The sequence below is a fragment of the Blautia sp. HA3515 genome (assembly GCF_059933065.1).
In genome coordinates, this window is record NZ_JAYFUY010000078.1 from 1 (window position 1) to 17,196 (window position 17,196).

The 17,196-nt window shown below is 45.6% G+C and carries 18 protein-coding genes and 4 pseudogenes; 19 read left to right on the top strand and 3 right to left on the bottom strand.

What is annotated here, in order from left to right:
• Nucleotides 1-332: 332 nt before the first annotated feature.
• The 11 genes and pseudogenes from R1Y93_RS06870 (at nt 333) to R1Y93_RS06920 (ending at nt 7,477) form a co-directional block, all read left to right on the top strand.
• Nucleotides 333-542, top strand: a complete 210-nt coding sequence (locus R1Y93_RS06870; RefSeq protein ID WP_500822216.1) for a hypothetical protein — start codon at nt 333-335, stop codon at nt 540-542.
• Entirely contained in the window at nt 503-1,177 is a 675-nt protein-coding gene (locus tag R1Y93_RS06875) for a cobalt-precorrin-7 (C(5))-methyltransferase (protein WP_500822217.1), read from the top strand. Before R1Y93_RS06870 ends, R1Y93_RS06875 begins: the two co-directional genes overlap by 40 nt.
• Complete coding sequence (gene cbiT / locus R1Y93_RS06880; protein ID WP_500822218.1) at nt 1,131-1,568, top strand: precorrin-6Y C5,15-methyltransferase (decarboxylating) subunit CbiT; 438 nt, start codon at nt 1,131-1,133, stop codon at nt 1,566-1,568. The genes R1Y93_RS06875 and cbiT overlap by 47 nt, the downstream gene beginning before the upstream one ends.
• 140 nt (nt 1,569-1,708) lie before the next feature.
• Entirely contained in the window at nt 1,709-1,858 is a 150-nt protein-coding gene (locus R1Y93_RS06885) for a hypothetical protein (protein WP_500822219.1), read from the top strand.
• Nucleotides 1,855-3,277: pseudogene (locus R1Y93_RS06890) on the top strand (cobyrinic acid a,c-diamide synthase CobB). The gene R1Y93_RS06885 and the pseudogene R1Y93_RS06890 overlap by 4 nt, the downstream one beginning before the upstream one ends.
• 2 nt (nt 3,278-3,279) lie before the next feature.
• Nucleotides 3,280-4,244: pseudogene (gene cbiB, locus R1Y93_RS06895) on the top strand (adenosylcobinamide-phosphate synthase CbiB).
• Nucleotides 4,245-4,260: 16 nt separating this feature from the next.
• On the top strand, nt 4,261-4,560 hold the full coding sequence (locus R1Y93_RS06900) for a hypothetical protein (RefSeq protein ID WP_500822220.1): 300 nt from the start codon (nt 4,261-4,263) through the stop codon (nt 4,558-4,560).
• A 205-nt stretch (nt 4,561-4,765) separates the two neighbouring features.
• Complete coding sequence (locus R1Y93_RS06905; protein WP_500822221.1) at nt 4,766-5,071, top strand: hypothetical protein; 306 nt, start codon at nt 4,766-4,768, stop codon at nt 5,069-5,071.
• Nucleotides 5,072-5,155: 84 nt separating this feature from the next.
• On the top strand, nt 5,156-5,305 hold the full coding sequence (locus R1Y93_RS06910; RefSeq protein WP_500822222.1) for a hypothetical protein: 150 nt from the start codon (nt 5,156-5,158) through the stop codon (nt 5,303-5,305).
• Nucleotides 5,287-6,779, top strand: a pseudogene (locus tag R1Y93_RS06915) (cobyric acid synthase). The gene R1Y93_RS06910 and the pseudogene R1Y93_RS06915 overlap by 19 nt, the downstream one beginning before the upstream one ends.
• Before the next feature lie 54 nt (nt 6,780-6,833).
• Nucleotides 6,834-7,477: pseudogene (locus R1Y93_RS06920) on the top strand (precorrin-8X methylmutase).
• Here R1Y93_RS06920 and R1Y93_RS06925 read toward each other — a convergent pair.
• On the bottom strand, nt 7,466-7,966 hold the full coding sequence (locus R1Y93_RS06925) for a hypothetical protein (RefSeq protein WP_500822223.1): 501 nt from the start codon (nt 7,964-7,966) through the stop codon (nt 7,466-7,468). The pseudogene R1Y93_RS06920 and the gene R1Y93_RS06925 sit on opposite strands and share 12 nt — an antisense overlap.
• A 389-nt stretch (nt 7,967-8,355) precedes the next feature.
• Complete coding sequence (locus tag R1Y93_RS06930) at nt 8,356-8,799, bottom strand: GntR family transcriptional regulator (RefSeq protein WP_500822224.1); 444 nt, start codon at nt 8,797-8,799, stop codon at nt 8,356-8,358.
• 100 nt (nt 8,800-8,899) lie between these two features.
• Between R1Y93_RS06930 and R1Y93_RS06935 the strand changes: the two genes are divergently transcribed.
• From R1Y93_RS06935 to R1Y93_RS06955, 5 genes are all read left to right on the top strand, one after another.
• Nucleotides 8,900-9,283, top strand: coding sequence for a carbohydrate kinase family protein (locus R1Y93_RS06935; RefSeq protein WP_500822225.1), 384 nt, complete (start codon nt 8,900-8,902; stop codon nt 9,281-9,283).
• The gene (locus R1Y93_RS06940) at nt 9,280-9,561 is read left to right on the top strand and encodes a hypothetical protein (RefSeq protein WP_500822226.1); all 282 of its coding nucleotides are present in this window, start codon (nt 9,280-9,282) and stop codon (nt 9,559-9,561) included. Before R1Y93_RS06935 ends, R1Y93_RS06940 begins: the two co-directional genes overlap by 4 nt.
• A 61-nt stretch (nt 9,562-9,622) precedes the next feature.
• Entirely contained in the window at nt 9,623-10,378 is a 756-nt protein-coding gene (locus tag R1Y93_RS06945) for a TIGR04100 family radical SAM protein (RefSeq protein WP_500822227.1), read from the top strand.
• A gap of 378 nt (nt 10,379-10,756) precedes the next feature.
• The gene (locus R1Y93_RS06950; RefSeq protein WP_500822228.1) at nt 10,757-11,245 is read left to right on the top strand and encodes a precorrin-2 dehydrogenase/sirohydrochlorin ferrochelatase family protein; all 489 of its coding nucleotides are present in this window, start codon (nt 10,757-10,759) and stop codon (nt 11,243-11,245) included.
• 131 nt (nt 11,246-11,376) lie between these two features.
• Nucleotides 11,377-12,462 carry a lactonase family protein gene (locus R1Y93_RS06955; protein ID WP_500822229.1) on the top strand — a complete coding sequence of 362 codons (1,086 nt, stop codon included), beginning with the start codon at nt 11,377-11,379 and terminating at the stop codon, nt 12,460-12,462.
• Nucleotides 12,463-12,588: 126 nt separating this feature from the next.
• Here R1Y93_RS06955 and aroC read toward each other — a convergent pair whose 3' ends face one another.
• Nucleotides 12,589-13,683, bottom strand: coding sequence for a chorismate synthase (gene aroC / locus R1Y93_RS06960; protein ID WP_500822230.1), 1,095 nt, complete (start codon nt 13,681-13,683; stop codon nt 12,589-12,591).
• Between the two features lie 177 nt (nt 13,684-13,860).
• Here aroC and R1Y93_RS06965 point away from each other — a divergent pair, with 177 nt between their 5' ends.
• The 3 genes from R1Y93_RS06965 to pyk are packed head-to-tail and all read left to right on the top strand — an operon-like array spanning nt 13,861 to nt 17,185.
• Nucleotides 13,861-14,802, top strand: coding sequence for a magnesium transporter CorA family protein (locus R1Y93_RS06965; RefSeq protein ID WP_500822231.1), 942 nt, complete (start codon nt 13,861-13,863; stop codon nt 14,800-14,802).
• Nucleotides 14,803-14,820: 18 nt separating this feature from the next.
• On the top strand, nt 14,821-15,699 hold the full coding sequence (locus R1Y93_RS06970) for a rhomboid family intramembrane serine protease (RefSeq protein ID WP_500822232.1): 879 nt from the start codon (nt 14,821-14,823) through the stop codon (nt 15,697-15,699).
• Between the two features lie 52 nt (nt 15,700-15,751).
• Nucleotides 15,752-17,185: a pyruvate kinase gene (pyk, locus tag R1Y93_RS06975; protein ID WP_500822233.1), complete on the top strand. Its 1,434-nt coding sequence runs from the start codon at nt 15,752-15,754 to the stop codon at nt 17,183-17,185.
• Nucleotides 17,186-17,196: the final 11 nt, after the last annotated feature.

The following is a 17,196-nucleotide window of genomic DNA, read 5'->3' on the forward strand; positions in this document are numbered from 1 at the left end:
GGGTGGCGCTTCATGCCGGGCGTATGGATGAAAGCCAGATGGAGGCCTTTATTCAGGAAAACGTCTCCGGAACTGGTGCTGGATGCCACTCATCCTCAGGCAAGCAAGTAAGTAAACTCGAAAAATATCCGTGAAGCCTGTGACAACAAAAATACGGAGTATGTAAGGATCCTGCGGGCACAGGGAAAACATGAGGATCAGGCGGTTTATACAGAAAGCATTCAGGACGCTGTAGAATATTTAAAAGGCACCAGGGGAAGTATTCTGCTTACTACAGAGGAAGCAAGGAGCTTTTAGCATTTACCGGACTTCCGGATTATAATAAGGAGCGGGTGTACGCACGTGTACTTTCCCTTCCTTCCGTGATCAGTGCATGCAAGGAAATGGGATTTGAAGGGAAGCATCTGATCGGGTACGCAGGGGCCTTCTTTTCCAGAGAATTAAATGAAGCTATGCTCAGGCAGTTTCAGTGTGCCATTTTCTTGTTACAAAGGATACCGGGATGGCTGGAGGCTTCCAGGAAAAGATCGATGCGGCTTTAAACTGTCATGCAGTTCCGGTGATCATTGGGCGGCCCATAAAGGAGCAGGGACTGACCGTTCTGGAATGTAAACGGTTTTTGCAGAAGCGTTTCCAGATTTTGGCAAAGCCAAAGGTTACTGTGCTTGGAATCGGGATGGGTTCTGAAGAAACCCTTACCATCCAGGGGAAAAGGGCAGTTCAGGAAGCAGATCTTGTGATCGGTGCAAGAAGGATGGCAGACAGCGTAGGGATGCCAGGCCAGAAAGTGGTATATGAGTACCGCAGCGAAGCGATCCTGAAGTACATTGAAGAGCATCCGGAATTTGAAAATATTCTGATCGTATTATCCGGAGATGTGGGATTTTACAGTGGGGCCAAAAAGCTTTTGGAAGGTCTTGGCAGTGATACACAGGTGATCTGCGGGATTTCCTCAGTGGTTTATTTTATGTCCAGGATCCACATGTCCTGGGAGGACGCAAAGCTTTTAAGCGCACATGGAAAGAATTGTAATCTGATCCACTATATTTGCCATTACCGAAAGGTTTTTGCTATTCTTGGCGGTGGCAGAGGAAATCGGAAATCTGGCTGCAAAGCTGGTTTCTTATGGCATGTCAGATGTGATGCTGTATGTAGGAGAGAAGCTTTCTTATCCTGAGGAAAAAATATTTGCAAAACCAGCAGGAGAGCTGATCGGATATGAAGGGGATGCTTTATGTGTGGTCTGTGCCTGCAATCCGAAGGCAAAGCCGCAGCTTTTGGTGCATGGTATCCGGGATGAGGAATTTATCCGTGGCAAGGCGCCTATGACAAAAGAAGAGATCCGCACGGTTTCCCTTTCCAAGCTTCAGCTGCCAAAGGATGCCATATGCTATGATGTGGGGGCAGGTACAGGCTCCCTGTCTGTGGAAATGGCTTTAAGGGCTTTTGATGGAGAAGTATATGCAATTGAAAAAAAGGATGAGGCAGCAGAGCTGATCCTTGAAAATAAAATGAAATTTGCAGCGGATAACCTGGCAGTGATCAAGGGAGAAGCACCGAAGCTCTGAAAAGTCTGCCGGCGCCTACCCATGTATTTATCGGAGGTTCTTCGAGGAATCTTTCCAGATCGTAGATCTGCTTATGGAAAAGAATCCGAAAGTACGGATCGTGATCAATTGTATTACTTTGGAAACCGTAGGGGAGGGCTTTGCAGGTAATAAAGAATCAGCAGTTTACAGAAACAGACATTGTGCAGATAAGTGCTGCAAGATCTAAAGAAATCGGACGTTACCATATGATGATGGGAGAAAATCCTATTTATATCATCACCTGTCAGAAGAGGGAGGAAAAGAAATGAAGATTCCCAGGATCCTTTTTGCAGCAGGGGCAAGCGGAAGCGGAAAAACACTGATCACCTGCGGATTTTTACAGGTGCTTGTAAACAGAGGGATCAGGGCTGCTTCCTTTAAATGCGGGCCTGATTATATTGATCCCATGTTCCACAGCAGGGTGATCGGTACCAAATCCAGAAATCTTGACACCTTTTTTACATCTCCATATGTTACCAGATATCTGCTTCAGGAAAATGCAAAGGACTGTGATCTGGCTGTTATGGAAGGCGTTATGGGATATTATCTAACGGAGTGGCAGGCACGACCACAAAGGCCAGTGCTTATGATCTGGCAGACCTTACGGATACTCCGGTGATCCTGATCGTAAACAGCAAAGGGATGAGTGTTTCTCTGGCTGCTTATATCAAAGGGTTTCTGGAATATAAAAAGAACAGCCACATTAAAGGTGTGATCTTTAACCAGATGTCGGCCATGCTGTATCCAAGGATGAAAAAAATGGTCCAGGAACAGCTGGGGATCCAGGTTCTTGGCTATGTGCCAAAGGTGGAGGACTGCCTGATCGAAAGCCGTCATCTTGGACTGATCCTTCCAGAGGAGATTCCAGGACTGAAGCAGCGGCTTTACAGGCTTTCCCAGATCCTGAATGATACCCTGGAGATTGATGAGATCCTGAAGCTTGCCGGGGAAGCATCAAAGATTGACGCACCAGATACACTGGAAAAAGTGGACCCTTCCTTTGGATGGAGTTTACCAAAGAAAGAAAAGAAGCTTCGGCTCGGACTGGCAAAGGATGAAGCTTTCTGTTTTTTTTATGAGGATAATTTCAGGCTTCTTCAGCAGATGGGAGCAGAACTGGTGCCATTTTCACCAATTCATGACAAGAATCTTCCGAAGGATATACAGGGACTTTTGCTATATGGCGGTTATCCGGAACTGTATGGTAAGCAGCTGGAGGAAAACCAGGAAATGCGTGGGCAGATCCGGGAAGCCATTCAGGATCAAATGCCGGTTCTTGCAGAATGCGGAGGCTTTATGTACCTGCATCAGCAGATGGAAGGTATGGATGGAAAGCTTTATCAGATGGCAGATGTGATAAAGGGAAAGGCATACAGAACACCAAGGCTTACCAGGTTTGGTTATATTACTCTTGAGCAGAAGCTCTCTGTGCTTGGACATACGGATCTGGGACACATACCTGCCCATGAATTTCATTATTTTGATTCCAACAGCTGTGGAGAAGCTTTTCATGCATCAAAGCCGGAAAGCTTAAGAGGCTTAGGGAATGCATCTGGGGCAGTGGCCGTATACTTGCAGGATTTCCTCATTTGTATTATTATGGAAATCCACGGATACCACAGGCCTTTCTTGAAAGGTGCCTTGCGTTCCGTCAGGAAAAATCCCTGAAAAACAAAGGAGATCAATGAAAATGCTGAGAATACTTGCACTTCCCCTTGGATTCGTTCTGGATCTGATCTTTGGAGATCCATCCTGGATCAGACATCCGGTGTGCTGGATCGGTGATCTGATCAGCGTATTGGAAAAAAGACTCCGGAAGATTTTTCCGGATACTCCAGGCAGACTTCTGACTGCAGGGATCGTGATGGCTTTTATGGTATGTGCAGTCTGTTATTTTTTGCCCTTTGCCATCCTTTATACATTATATAAGTCTGTACCTGTGGCTGCTTTCCTTCTTGAAACCTTCTGGTGTTATCAGCTTCTGGCAGCCAGATCGCTGAAGCAGGAAAGCATGAAGGTGTATGACAGACTGGTAAACGGCACCCTGGATGAAGCCAGGTATGCGGTTTCCATGATCGTTGGACGGGATACGGAAAGCTTAAGTGATACAGGAGTTACAAAGGCAGCTGTGGAAACAGTTGCTGAAAACGCTTCTGACGGCGTGATCGCACCTATGCTTTTCATGGCTATTGGCGGTGCGCCGCTTATGTTTCTGTACAAAGGCATCAACACCATGGATTCTATGGTTGGTTATAAAAATGACAAGTACCTGTATTTTGGCAGATTTGCTGCAAAGCTGGATGATGTGGCCAATTATATTCCGGCCCGGCTTTCCGGATGGCTGATGGTAGCAGCAAGCGGACTTACCGGCTTTAACTGGAAAAATGCAGCAAGGATCTACCGAAGGGACAGACGCAATCATGCAAGCCCTAATTCAGCCCAGACGGAAGCGGCTATGGCAGGTGCCCTGGGTGTACAGCTGGCAGGCAATGCGTACTATTTTGGAAAGCTGTATGAAAAGCCACTACCATTGGCGATCCGGACAGGGCTGTGGAATATGAAGATACTCCAAGGGCGAACCGGATCCTGTATGGTACAGCTGCTCTTGGAATGGCTGCTTTTACAGTGCTTGGATTTCTGATCAGATTAGCCTGAAGATTTGGAGGAACGGATGAATAATCATGTGCATGGCGGAGATGTTTACCATTACAGGGATTGCCTGGACTTCTCAGCAAACTGTAATCCGCTGGGAACACCAGAAAGTGTAAAGGCAGCAGCCAGGGATAGTTTGGAGCGGATCCATGAGTATCCACAGGTAGGCTATCAGCCTTTGAAAGAGGCAATCGGAAAATATGAACAGGTAGATCCTGACTGGGTCATCTGCGGCAATGGGGCAGCTGAGGTGATCTTTTCTGTGTGCAGGAAAGCCAAAGAAGGCGCTGGTCACAGGTCCTTCCTTTGCAGAATATGAACAGGCTTTGCAAGGTGTGGGATGTGAGGTAGATCATTTTTGGCTGGAAGAGAAAGAGGTTTGGGTAGAAGGGATTTTCTGAAAGCTCTGCGGCCAGAACTGGATATTGTTTTTCTGTGCAATCCTAATAATCCTACAGGTGTTCTGATGGATCAATGTGTTCTTATGGAGATACTGAAAAGGTGCGGAGCTGGATATTTTTCTTGTGGTGGACGAATGCTTCCTCGATTTTGTAGAAGAGCCGGCAGCTTCTACTACTCTGAAGAAAGTACTGGGAGACTACAGGAATCTTTTTATCGTAAAGGCCATTTACCAAAAGGTATGCGATGCCAGGCTTAAGACTTGGGTATGGGCTTTGTGCAAATACACGAGGCTGCTGAAAAAAATGACAGAAGAAAATCAGCCCTGGAATATTTCCACACCAGCCCAGGCAGCAGGGATGGCAGCCAGCTGGAAAATGCATATGTGGAGGCCGGAAGGCAGATGGTCTTTAAGGAAAAGGCATATTTAAAGGAGAGACTTACCAGGCTGGGACTTAAGGTATATCCATCGATGGCCAATTATCTGTTTTTTAAAGGCCCAGGAGGACCTTTTTTTGGCCTGCCTGCAAAAAAAAGTGCTGATCCGGGATTGCAGCAATTATCCGGGTCTTTCTAAGGGATATTACCGGATCGCCGTGAAAAAGCATGAACAGAATGAAATACTGGTAAAAGCATTGGAGGAAATATGGCAAAAGCGATTATGATACAGGGAACCATGTCAAATGCAGGAAAAAAGCCTTCTTGCAGCCGGACTTTGCCGGATCTTTCGGCAGGACGGATATTCGGTGGCACCCTTTAAATCACAAAATATGGCATTGAATTCCTTTATCACTGAGGAAGGTCTGGAGATGGGCAAGAGCCCAGGTGATGCAGGCAGAGGCAGCAGGGATACCGCCCTTCCGTAAAGATGAATCCCATCCTTCTAAAGCCTGCCCAGTGGTGCTTGCGGTCCTCCAGGTCGATCGATAAACGGAGAAGTGCTGGGTCCCATGAGCGCCAGGGATTATTTTAAATACAAAAAGAAGCTGGTGCCGGACATTATGAAGGCTTATCAGGAATTGTCTGATGAATATATGATATCATTGTGATCGAAGGCGCAGGCAGTCCGGCAGAGATCAATCTGAAAAATGATGATATTGTTAATATGGGAATGGCCAAAATGGCAGAAAGCGCCAGTGCTTCTTGTAGGAGATATCGACCGGGGCGGTGTGTTTGCCCAGCTGATCGGTACTGTAGACCTTCTGGAGCCTTCCGAGCGTGATATGGTAAAGGGGCTGATCATCAACAAATTGCGGGGGAGACTGAGCCCATTCTGGATCCTGGTGTAAAGATGCTGGAGGAGCGGAGCCAACGTCCCGGTGGTAGGGGTTGCCCCGTACATGAATATCCAGGTGGAGGATGAAGAACAGCCTGACGGAGCGGTTTGACAGGAAGCAGTCGGCAGGTCTGATCGAATATTGCAGTGATCCGTGTGCCTAGGATATCCAATTTTTACGGATTTTAATCCTTTTGAAAGTGTAGAAGGGGTATCCCTGCGCTATGTACAGCATGTGTCTGAACTGAAGAATCCGGATATGATCATTCTTCCGGGAACAAAAAATACAATGGAAGATTTGCTTTGGATGAGGGAAAACGGTCTGGAAGCAGCTGTTCTGAAGGCTGCAGCTGCAGGCTGTATCGTATTTGGGACCTGCAGAGGAGTACCAGATGCTTTGGGAGATACATTAAGTGACCCTTATCATGTGGAAGCTGGCGGAAAGATGCGGGGCATGGGTCTTTTGCCTATGGATACAGTATTTGCCAGCCAAAGAACAGAAAGAACCCGTGTTACAGGGAAGTTTCTTCCAATGAAAGGTACATTTGTTGCATTGTCAGGAGTAAGCCTGGAAGGTTATGAGATCCATATGGGAGAATCAGTACAAAGAGGGGATCTTGCCTGCAACAAAGCTGATAGTGGCCGGAAATCGGCCGGAAGAAACAAAGACAGAAGGTGCTTTTCATGAAAATGTATGTGGAACCTATGTACATGGGGTGTTTGATAAAGAGGAAGTTGTGGAGGCTTTGATCCGGATCCTTGGAGAAAGGAAAGGGATAGATGTATCTTCTATGACAGGCATTGATTTTGCTGCCTTTAAAGAAACACAGTATAACATCCTGGCTGCGGAGCTTAAGAACTAGCATCTGGACATGAAGAAAATATACAGCATATTGGAAGAAGGGGTGTAACTTATGATAAAGGTGGAACTGGAAAATGTTAAGCCTATGGATATAGAAAAAAGGAGCTTTGAGATCATAACCTCAGAGCTTGGGGATGTGCAGCTGGTTTGAGGAACAGAACTGATCGTTAAACGGTGTATCCATACAAGTGCGGATTTTGATTATGCACAGAATCTGAAATTTTCAGAAGGGGCAGTACAGCATGCCCTGGATGCAATCAAAAACGGAGCCTGTATTGTAACAGATACCCAGATGGCAAAAGCCGGGATCAATAAAAAAGCATTGGCACGGTATGGCGGTGAAGTGTACTGCTTTATGTCAGATGAGGATGTGGCACAGAATGCCAAAAAAAACAGGCACCACACGTGCCACTGCAAGTATGGACAAGGCGGCAGGGCTGGAAGAGCCGCTGATCTTTGCTGTTGGGAGTGCCGCCTACAGCTCTTGTGAGACTGTATGAACTGATCGAAGATGGCTTGTTGAAACCTGAATTGATCATTGGTGTTCCGGTAGGCTTCGTAAACGTGGTCCAGTCAAAGGAACTGATCATGAAAGCTCCGGTTCCCTATATTGTTGCCCAGGGAAGAAAGGGTGGCTCTAATATTGCAGCCTGTATTGTGAACGCTCTTTTATATATGATCAATAATTCAAGAGACTGAAAGACTTTGCAGGGTTTCTTTCAGTATATGGCAAGCCGGGAGAAAATCCTGGACTTCCATAGCTGAATAGGACAACAGGAAGGTTTTTGTATCTGCTGTTTCAGACAGCACAGAGATACGAAGACCTTTTTTTTCTGTCTCCTTGCGAACAACATCGGTGCTCACCCCACAGGGCAGGGTCAGGGCAAGGCTTGTGCCTGCAGGACCCATTTTTATGCTGTATTCTTTGCCAAAAACTGTGGAAAGTACCTGGCACAGCTGCTTTCCTTTCTGGGCATATAATCGCTTCAGCTTTCTGGTCTGGGAAGCAAGATGACCGTCCCTGATAAACTGGCACAAAGCGATCTGCTCTGCCTTAGAGGCTGTCTGATTGTAAAAATCAGCTTTTTTTCGGTAAGCATCCAACAAAGATGGGGGAAGGACCATAAAGCTGATCCGGATGGAAGGAAGGAGAAGTCTGGAAAAAGAGCCGGTGTCTTTTACCCACATTCTGTCCGCCAGAAAGACCAAACAGGGAGGGCGTTGGTTTTTGCAGATATACGAACTCATTTTCGTAATCATCTTCTATGATCAGGCTTTCCCTCTGGCTTGCATACTCAAGCAGCTCCAGGCGTCTTGAAACGGGCATGATCTCTCCCCATTTGGTCATATGAGCCGGGGACACGTAGATGACCTGGCTGTTTTTATCCCTGTAATGGAGCTGAAATCCGAAATCCTGAAATATGGTTGATCCTTGTACGAAAGAGGGATTGGGAAAAGAAACAGAGTGGTACCTGCTTTTCAGAAGCGGGCACAGTACCTGAAGAAGACACTGCACGCTGGCACCTACCACAATATCATCAGGGGAGCATTGAATATTCCGGCGCTGTCTTATGTAATCAGGCCGGCGCCTGCCTCAGATCCTGTTCCCCCTGTACTTCGCCGTAGGTCAGCATTCGCTGATCCTGCCGCAGGGCACTTTTGATATATCTGCTCCAAAGGTCGAAACGGAAGCTTTCTCTGTCTACACCTGCAGAGGAGAAGTCAAACCGGACATTTATGCTCTGGCTGTATTGGAAACTGAGCTTCTGGCGTTGATGAACGGAGATTTCAGTTACATAGTATCCGCTTTGGGCTTTGGCAAGAATGTATCCGTCTGCAGCCAGCTGAAGATAAGCATTTTCTATGGTAGTTCTGCTTAATTTCAGCTCCTGGGAGCGTTTCCTGAGGGAGGGCATTTTGCTGCCTGGCAGCATTTTGCCGTTTTTTATCAGGTCACGGTAATATCGGTACACTTCCAGATATAAATGGTCATTTGTTTCTTTTTTATCTAATTGAATCATAACTGTCCCCTTAAAAATAATTAAATTTGGATATTTATTAAGATACACTTAGGTGATATTCTATACCACAATAAATGAAAATACAAGGAGAAATCAAGCTTTGAAGAAAATAGCAGTATTAAATGATCTGTCCGGACTTGGAAAGTGTTCTCTGACAGCTGCCATTCCGGTGGCGATCTCTGCCATGGGTGTGCAGGCCTGTCCTCTTCCTACAGCAGTTCTTAGCAATCAAACCGGATATGCCTCATATTATTGTGACGATTATACACCGCATATGGATGCAATCATGGATGAATGGGAGAAACGAGGGTTTCATCCGGATGGAATCTATACAGGATTTCTGGCAGGAGAGAAACAGGCAGACAAGATTCTTGAGTTCATTCATCGATTTGCTGCATCAGACACGAAGATCCTGGTAGACCCAGTGATGGGAGACCAGGGAAGGGCTTATGATATATATTCCCCCAGCTTTGTGAGAAAATGAGAACCCTGATATCTAAAGCCCAGGTGATCACCCCGAATCTGACAGAGGCATTGCTTTTACTATACGGAAAAGAAGAAATGGAAAAGAAATGGGAGTCCCTTTTGCAGCTTTCAGGTAAAGAATACCAAAAAGAGATAGAAGCACTGGGAAGCAGGCTTCATGAACAGTACCAGGTGCCTGGAATCGTGATCACAGGAGTGGATGATCAGGATGGAGAAATAAAGCAGATCGGTAATCTGATCTGGGGAAAAAGGAAAAAAAACGTGGGTTTTTTCTGAAAAAACAGGAGGCAGCTATTCTGGCACAGGCGATCTTTTTGCATCTGTTTTATGTGGAGGGATGGTGCAGGAAATCTGCTTAAATGCACTTGTTCATAAGGCAGTCCGTTTTCTTGGAAAGGCGATCCGGGATGCAGTACAGGAAGGTACGGACCAAACGACGGAGTTTGCTTTGAAAAATACCTATATACATTATGGGAGGATTAGGACTATGACTGATATTGTATATCATTATAATCATCAGGTGTATTTTAATCTGACAAACAAATGTCCATGCAGATGTACCTTCTGTATCCGAAATAATGGAGATACAGTAGGAGAATCAGGGAATCTGTGGTTTTCCAAGGAACCTTCTCTTGAGGAGATCATCCAGGCGATAGACCGGTTTGATTTTACAGGATGCAGGGAAGCTGTTTTTTGTGGGTATGGGGAGCCTACCATGGCACTTGACAAGCTGGTGGCAGTAAGTGAATACGTAAGGAAAAAATACGATTTCCGTCTGCGGTTAAATACCAACGGGTTAAGTGACCTGATCCACGGAAGATCTACAGCAGAAGAGATCTGCAAGGCAGTAGACTGTGTTTCTATCAGCCTGAACATGCCGGACGCAAAATCCTATAATGAAGTGGTACGTCCTGCTTATGGGGAGAAGTCCTTTGATGCTATGCTGAAATTTGCCTGCGACTGCAGAAAATATCTGGATGATGTAAGATTTACAGTTGTAGACTGTATCGGAGGAGAAAATGTACGCAAAAGCCAGGAACTGGCAGACTCCCTTGGTATCCCGTTAAGAGTACGAGTCTACTCCGCAGACTGAATATAGTAAAATTATTATTGGTAAATCAGCGATGTGATTCATTGCATTGCATAAAAGAATAGGGGTATATATCATGCGAGGCTTTCGTAGATTTCGATTCGTGCTAGCTTCTCTGTTATTTGCCGTGTTTGAGCGACGTAAGTGCGAGTTTGGCAAATGACAGAGATAATAAGCGCACGAGAGAAATCCGAAAACGAAGCCCTGATATATACCCCTATCTTTTTTGCATAATGCAATAAGTATATGTATAAGATTTGCCAAGTGATGATTTTACTATATCTGGCACCCCATCCCTTCACCGCTGTATTGACATTCCATTCTTTCACGATTAAAATATTATCCATGAGCAGGAAACATAAAGGAAGCAGGAGATAACTAATGAAAAACAGTCGGTATTTTCCAATGTTCGTGGATTTATCAGATAAAAACATTGTTGTGGCAGGGGGCGGCAAGACAGCCCTTCAAAGGACAAAATGTCTCCTTTTATTTACAAGAAATATTACGGTGATCGCACCTCGGATGACGCAGGAGCTTCAGGAAATGGGAAAGGCAGGCAGGATCAATATCCAGCTTCGTCCCATCAGGCGGTCGGATTTCGATAATGCATATATGGTGATCGCAGCATCACAGGACTGGAAGCTGAATGAGCAGATCTGTAAGGTATGTAAGGAAGAAGGCATCTATGTGAATGTATCCGGGGATAAAGAAGAAAGTGATTTCTATTTTCCAGGACTTTGTATTGCAGATGATTCTGTGATCGGGATCCAGACCGGCAGTACAGACACAGCCAGAAAGCGGGAGCTGAGAGAAGAGACAGATCAGGTGCTTACAAGGCTTACAAAAAAATGGAAAGCAGCGGACGAATAGTTGTGACTGATGCTTGTTACAAAGACCACGATATGGTATAATTAACCAGAGGGTGTTGCTGAGAACGGAGTGAACAGTAACTGTTAGTTACCTCGGGATATGAGAGATGACATTAGGAGGTTGACAGAACAATGGGGAAAAAGAAATACGTGGCTTATGTTGGAACTTACACTCATGGAACCAGTAAAGGGATCCAGGTGTATGATGTGAATGTGGAAGAGGGAACCCTGACAGAGCGCAGTGAGGTGCAGGTAAGCAATGCATCCTATACGGCAGTCTCCAAGAATGGCAAGTTTCTTTATTCCATAGAGGATGAGGGGGTCGCTGTTTTTCAAAGGGATGAGAACGGAGACCTTACAAGGATCAACAGTGTGGACATTGATGGCATGAGGGGCTGTTTTCTGGCTACGGACGTGGATGGCAGATATCTTTATGTGGCTGGCTACCATGACGGGAAGGTTACCGTGGTACATACCCATCAGGATGGAAGTCTTGGCAGTGTTATGGATGGAGTTTTCCATACAGGCCTTGGCAGTGTTGCAGAGCGTAATTTCCGGCCGCATGTGAATTGTGTACGTCCTACACCGGATAACAAGTATCTTTGCGCAGTAGATAATGGGATTGACCAGGTGAAGATATACAGGATCAACAAGAGAACAGATAAGCTGGAGCTGGTAGATATTTTGCGCTGCCCAAGAGAGAGCGGTCCAAGGATCATTCGGTTCAGCGCAGACGGCAGATATGCATATCTTCTTTTTGAACTTAGTAATGAGATCAAGGTTTACAGCTATGATGGCAGCGGAAATACACCGGAGTTTGAATTGCTGCAGAGCATTTCCACCCTTCAGAAGGGTGACACAGATCCGTCACATAATGCAGCCTCAGGTCTGGCTCTTGCGCCGGATGGCAGACATTTGTTCTGCACTACTGCAGGGGAGAATACAGTTTCCATGTATGAGATCGATGAACAGACAGGTCTTCTCACCAAGAAGTTTACCCTTCCCATTAGTGGGGATTATCCTAAGGATCTGGCCATTTTCCCGGACAATAAGCATATAGCGATTGCCAATCATTCAAGCAATTCCATCACCACCTTTACTGTGGACTATGAGAAGAATATTATTGTTATGAAAGGCAAACCAAGAAAGATCGAGACACCTAACTGTATCGGTATCTGGCCGGTACCGGACGGAGAGGATATACCGGATCATAACTGAAAACTTCAAAAGCAGTGTAATGGTTTATAAATATCTTAAAAAATAAAGCTGCTGCAGATTCCGCTTCCCATTTATCAGATAAGTGAGAAGAAGGGTCTGCAGCAGTTTTTTCTGCCAAAAGTGATTTTACCGGTTATAAAATGTTTTGATCTTATCCATCTGACAGCTCATATTGGTAAAAAGCGCATCTGTAAGCACAAGAGCAGCCATGGATTCCACTACGACTACTGCTCTAGGTACGATCACAGGATCATGGCGTCCATGGATCTCAAGGGATATAGGCTCTTTATCTTTGGTTACAGTATTCTGTGGCTGGCTGATGGACGGGGTAGGCTTTATATGTGCCCTAAGAAGGATCTGGCTTCCATCACTGATCCCTCCCAGGATCCCGCCTGCATGATTGGTGCTTTTGGTAATATGACCGTCTTTTACGGTAAAGCCGTCATTATCTGTGGAGCCTTTCATGGTAGAAACAGCAGTACCATCGCCGATTTCCACTGCTTTTACTGCGCCAATGGACATTAGGGCCTGGGCAAGCATTGCATCCAGCTTGTCAAATACCGGCTCTCCAAGACCGGAAGGAACCCCGTTGATCCTGCATTCGATCACACCGCCTGCACTATCCTGATTTTTCATACATTCTTCCAGATAAGCACCGGCTTTGTCTGCTGCCAAAGGATCCGGCATATAGAAAGGATTTTCATTTATGGCCTGTGGATCAAAGCTTTGGATCTGGATTTCCCCTATGGAACGGGTATAAGTACACAAAGAGATGCCCATTTCGGAAAGAATCCTGGAGGCAATGGCTCCGGCGGCTACACGGCCTATGGTTTCACGGCCGGAAGAACGTCCGCCGCCACGGTAATCACGGAAGCCGTATTTCTGGTCAAAACCAAAGTCTGCATGGCCTGGGCGGTAGGTATAGGCCAGATTCCCATAGTCTTTGGACCGTTGATCCTTATTCCATACGATCATGGAGATAGGAGTTCCGGTGGTGCGTCCCTGAAATACACCGGAAAGGATCTCTACCTGATCGCCTTCCTGCCGAGAGGTGGTATAACGGCTCTGACCTGGCTTGCGTCTGTCCAGAAAGCACTGGATATCACTTTCCTGTAGGGGAAGCCCTGCAGGGCAGCCGTCTACTACAGCACCAAGGGCTTTCCCATGGGATTCTCCCCAGGTGGTTACTGTAAATCTATTTCCAAAAGATGATCTGCTCATAAGTTGTCTCCTTTTTGTGGTCTGTCCGGGACAATGATGTTTCCGGATTTCTTTATTATAGACAGGTGTTAAAAATTTGTAAACCGAAACCAATAGAATTGACAAAAATTCCGGCACAATTTATAATAAAATGAACTTGTCCATTTGGCTTCAAAGGGACAGGAAGGGAGGAAAATCATGGTCAGGATTTTTAAAACGATCGACAGCTCCATTCATGAGATCCAGGAGCCGGAAGAAGGATGCTGGGTAGCGCTTACCAATCCTACGGCTACAGAGATCTTTCAGATTTCCGAGCGTTTTGGAATTGAAGTGGATGATCTGCGAGCACCTTTGGATGAAGAAGAGCGTGCCCGTATAGAGGCAGAGGATAATTATACCCTGATCCTGGTAGATATTCCTATGATCGAAGAAAGAAATGACAAAGACTGGTATGGTACCATCCCTTTAGGCATTATTGTTACAAAAAAGATGATTTTTACCATCTGCCTGGAGGATACGCAGGTTCTTGCACGCTTTATGGAGGGACGTGTGCGGAACTTTTTTACCTACATGAAGACCAGGTTTATCCTGCAGATCCTGTACAGGAATGCCAGTATGTACCTGCGTTATCTGCGTATCATTGACAAGAAAAGCGAGCAGGTGGAGGAAAAGCTTCACATGTCCACACGTAATCAGGAATTGATGGAGCTTCTGGAATTGGAGAAGTCGCTGGTTTATTTCACCACTTCCCTCAGATCTAATGAAGTCGTGCTGGAGAAGCTTCTGAAAGTAGATACCATCAAGCAGTATCCGGAGGATACAGATCTTCTGGAGGATGTTATCATAGAGAACAAGCAGGCGATCGAGATGGCCAATATATACAGTGGGATCCTGAGCAGTATGATGGGTACCTTTGCATCTGTTATCTCCAATAACCTGAATGTAGTTATGAAGGTACTTTCCGTGATAACGATCGTGATGAGTATTCCAACGATCATTTTCAGCGCCTACGGGATGAACCTGAATGCAAATGGAATGCCATTTTCTTTTACTACCCATGGTTTTTTGATCATTATTCTTTTATCTATAGCAGTTAGTATTATCGCAGCTGTCATATTATCAAAAAAGAAATTTTTCTGATGGAGGACACACAAGGAAATGAAGTGGATTGATAAACTTGAACGAAAATACGGTAAATACGGTGGGATCAATAATCTGACCCTGTATGTTATCATTTGTTACGTGATCGGATATATCATCAGTATTGTGAATTCCGGCTTTCTTACCTGGTTTACATTAAATCCTGAGAAGATCCTGCACGGACAGATCTGGCGGCTTGTGACCTGGATATTTCTGCCGCCGTCCAACGGAGGCGTATTCTGGTTTGTGATCGCAGTTCTGTTTTTGTATTATCCCATTGGCACATCCCTTGAGCATACCTGGGGAAGCCTTAGGTATACCATTTATGTTGCTTCTGGTATGGTATTTACTATTATCGGAGCGTTTGCCCTGTATCTGATCGCGGTTTACGGATTGGGATACGACGGGGTCAGTGATGGTGTCTGGAATTATTTTACCACCTATTATATCAGTGTATCTGTATTCCTGGCATACGGTGTTTCTTTCCCCAATATGCGGGTAATGCTGTATTTTATTATTCCCATCAAGATGAGCTGGATGTCCATTTTCTACGGAGTGATGATCATATACGAGATGATCAGCTATATCCGTATGGGCGCCTGGTTTATGGCTGTATTGATCGTTGCATCCCTTCTGAATTTTGTTATTTATTTTCTGGGAACGCGAGATATTCAACGTTATAATCCCAAAGAGGTTCACAGACGCAACGAATTTCGCCGTGCTATGGAGCCAAAGAGCCGCACCGGGCAGAATGGCGCCATTACAAAGCATAAATGTGCCATCTGCGGCAGGACTGAGCTGGATGATCCAAATCTGGAATTTCGTTTCTGCTCCAAATGCAATGGCAATTATGAATACTGTCAGGACCATTTGTTTACCCATACACATGTGAAATGACAGGGACACTTTTTTACAACAGCATCGCGTTTTACTTAGAGGGAGAATTGTCATGAAGAGAACAAAAATCATTTGTACGCTTGGCCCAGCCAGCAGCAGCCGGGAGATTATGAGGGAAATGATCCTGACTGGAATGGATATTGCCAGATTTAACTTTTCTCATGGGGACCATGAGGAACATAAGGGCAGAGTGGAACTGGTCAAGTCTTTGCGGGAAGAACTGGATGTGCCGGTAGCCATGCTCCTGGATACAAAAGGGCCTGAGATCCGTACAAAGCTTCTGAAAGATGGCAGGAAGGTTACGTTAACCGCCGGAAGCCAGTTTATTCTTTCAGTTGGGGATTTTGAAGGTGATGAGCATAAGGTGGCGATCACTTATGAAGAGTTATACAAGGATGTGAAACCAGGCGGTAAGATCCTGATCGATGACGGACTGATCGGCTTGGAGATAGAGAAGATCGAAGGAAAAGATATTATTTGCCGTGTATTAAATGGTGGTGAACTGGGAGAACGTAAGGGAGTGAATGTTCCTTACGTAAAGGTGAATCTTCCGGGGATCACAGAGCAGGATAAAAAGGATATCCTGTTCGGGATCGAACAGGGCTTTGACTATGTGGCAGCTTCTTTTGTGCGTAATGCACAGGTGATCCGTGATATCCGCAAGCTTCTTGATGAGAATGGCGGAAGCGATATCGGCATCATTGCCAAGATCGAGAATGCAGAGGGCGTGGAGAATATTGATTCCATTATCCAGGAGGCAGATGGCATTATGGTTGCCAGGGGAGATCTTGGCGTGGAGATACCTGCCAGCCAGGTTCCCCATATCCAGAAAAGGATCATCCAGAAGTGTAATGAGAATTATGCCCTTGTGATCACTGCCACACAGATGCTGGATTCTATGATCCGTAATCCCAGACCTACCAGGGCTGAGGTGGCAGATGTGGCAAATGCTATTTATGATGGCACAGATGCGATCATGCTGTCCGGTGAGACTGCAGCAGGCAAATATCCGGTACGTGCAGTGAAGATGATGGTAGAGATCGCTGAGACTACAGAGCCCCATCTTAATAACACCATTCACAGAAAAGACAGGAACATGTTCAGACAAGGCCTTGTTTCAAGTGCAGTAGGACTTGCTGCAGTGCAGGCTGCAAGGGATCTGAAGGCAGCAGCTGTTGTAACGCCTACCATGACCGGTAAGACTGCACTTTTGATTTCCAATTACCGCCCAGAGGTTCCTATTTATGCCATTACACCTAACGAGCGTGTTCAGCACAAGCTGCAGCTTGCTTGGGGAGTCTGTCCTCTGAAGGGTTATCATAAGGATTCTACAGAGCATATCATTTCTCAGGCCATGAATGTTGTCAAAGCAAAGGAACACGTTAAGAAAGGAGATCTTCTTGTATTTACAGCAGGAGATCCTGCAACAAACATGACTACAGAGGGTGCAGTGACAAATATGATGCACATCATTGAGACAAAATAGCCAGGCATAAG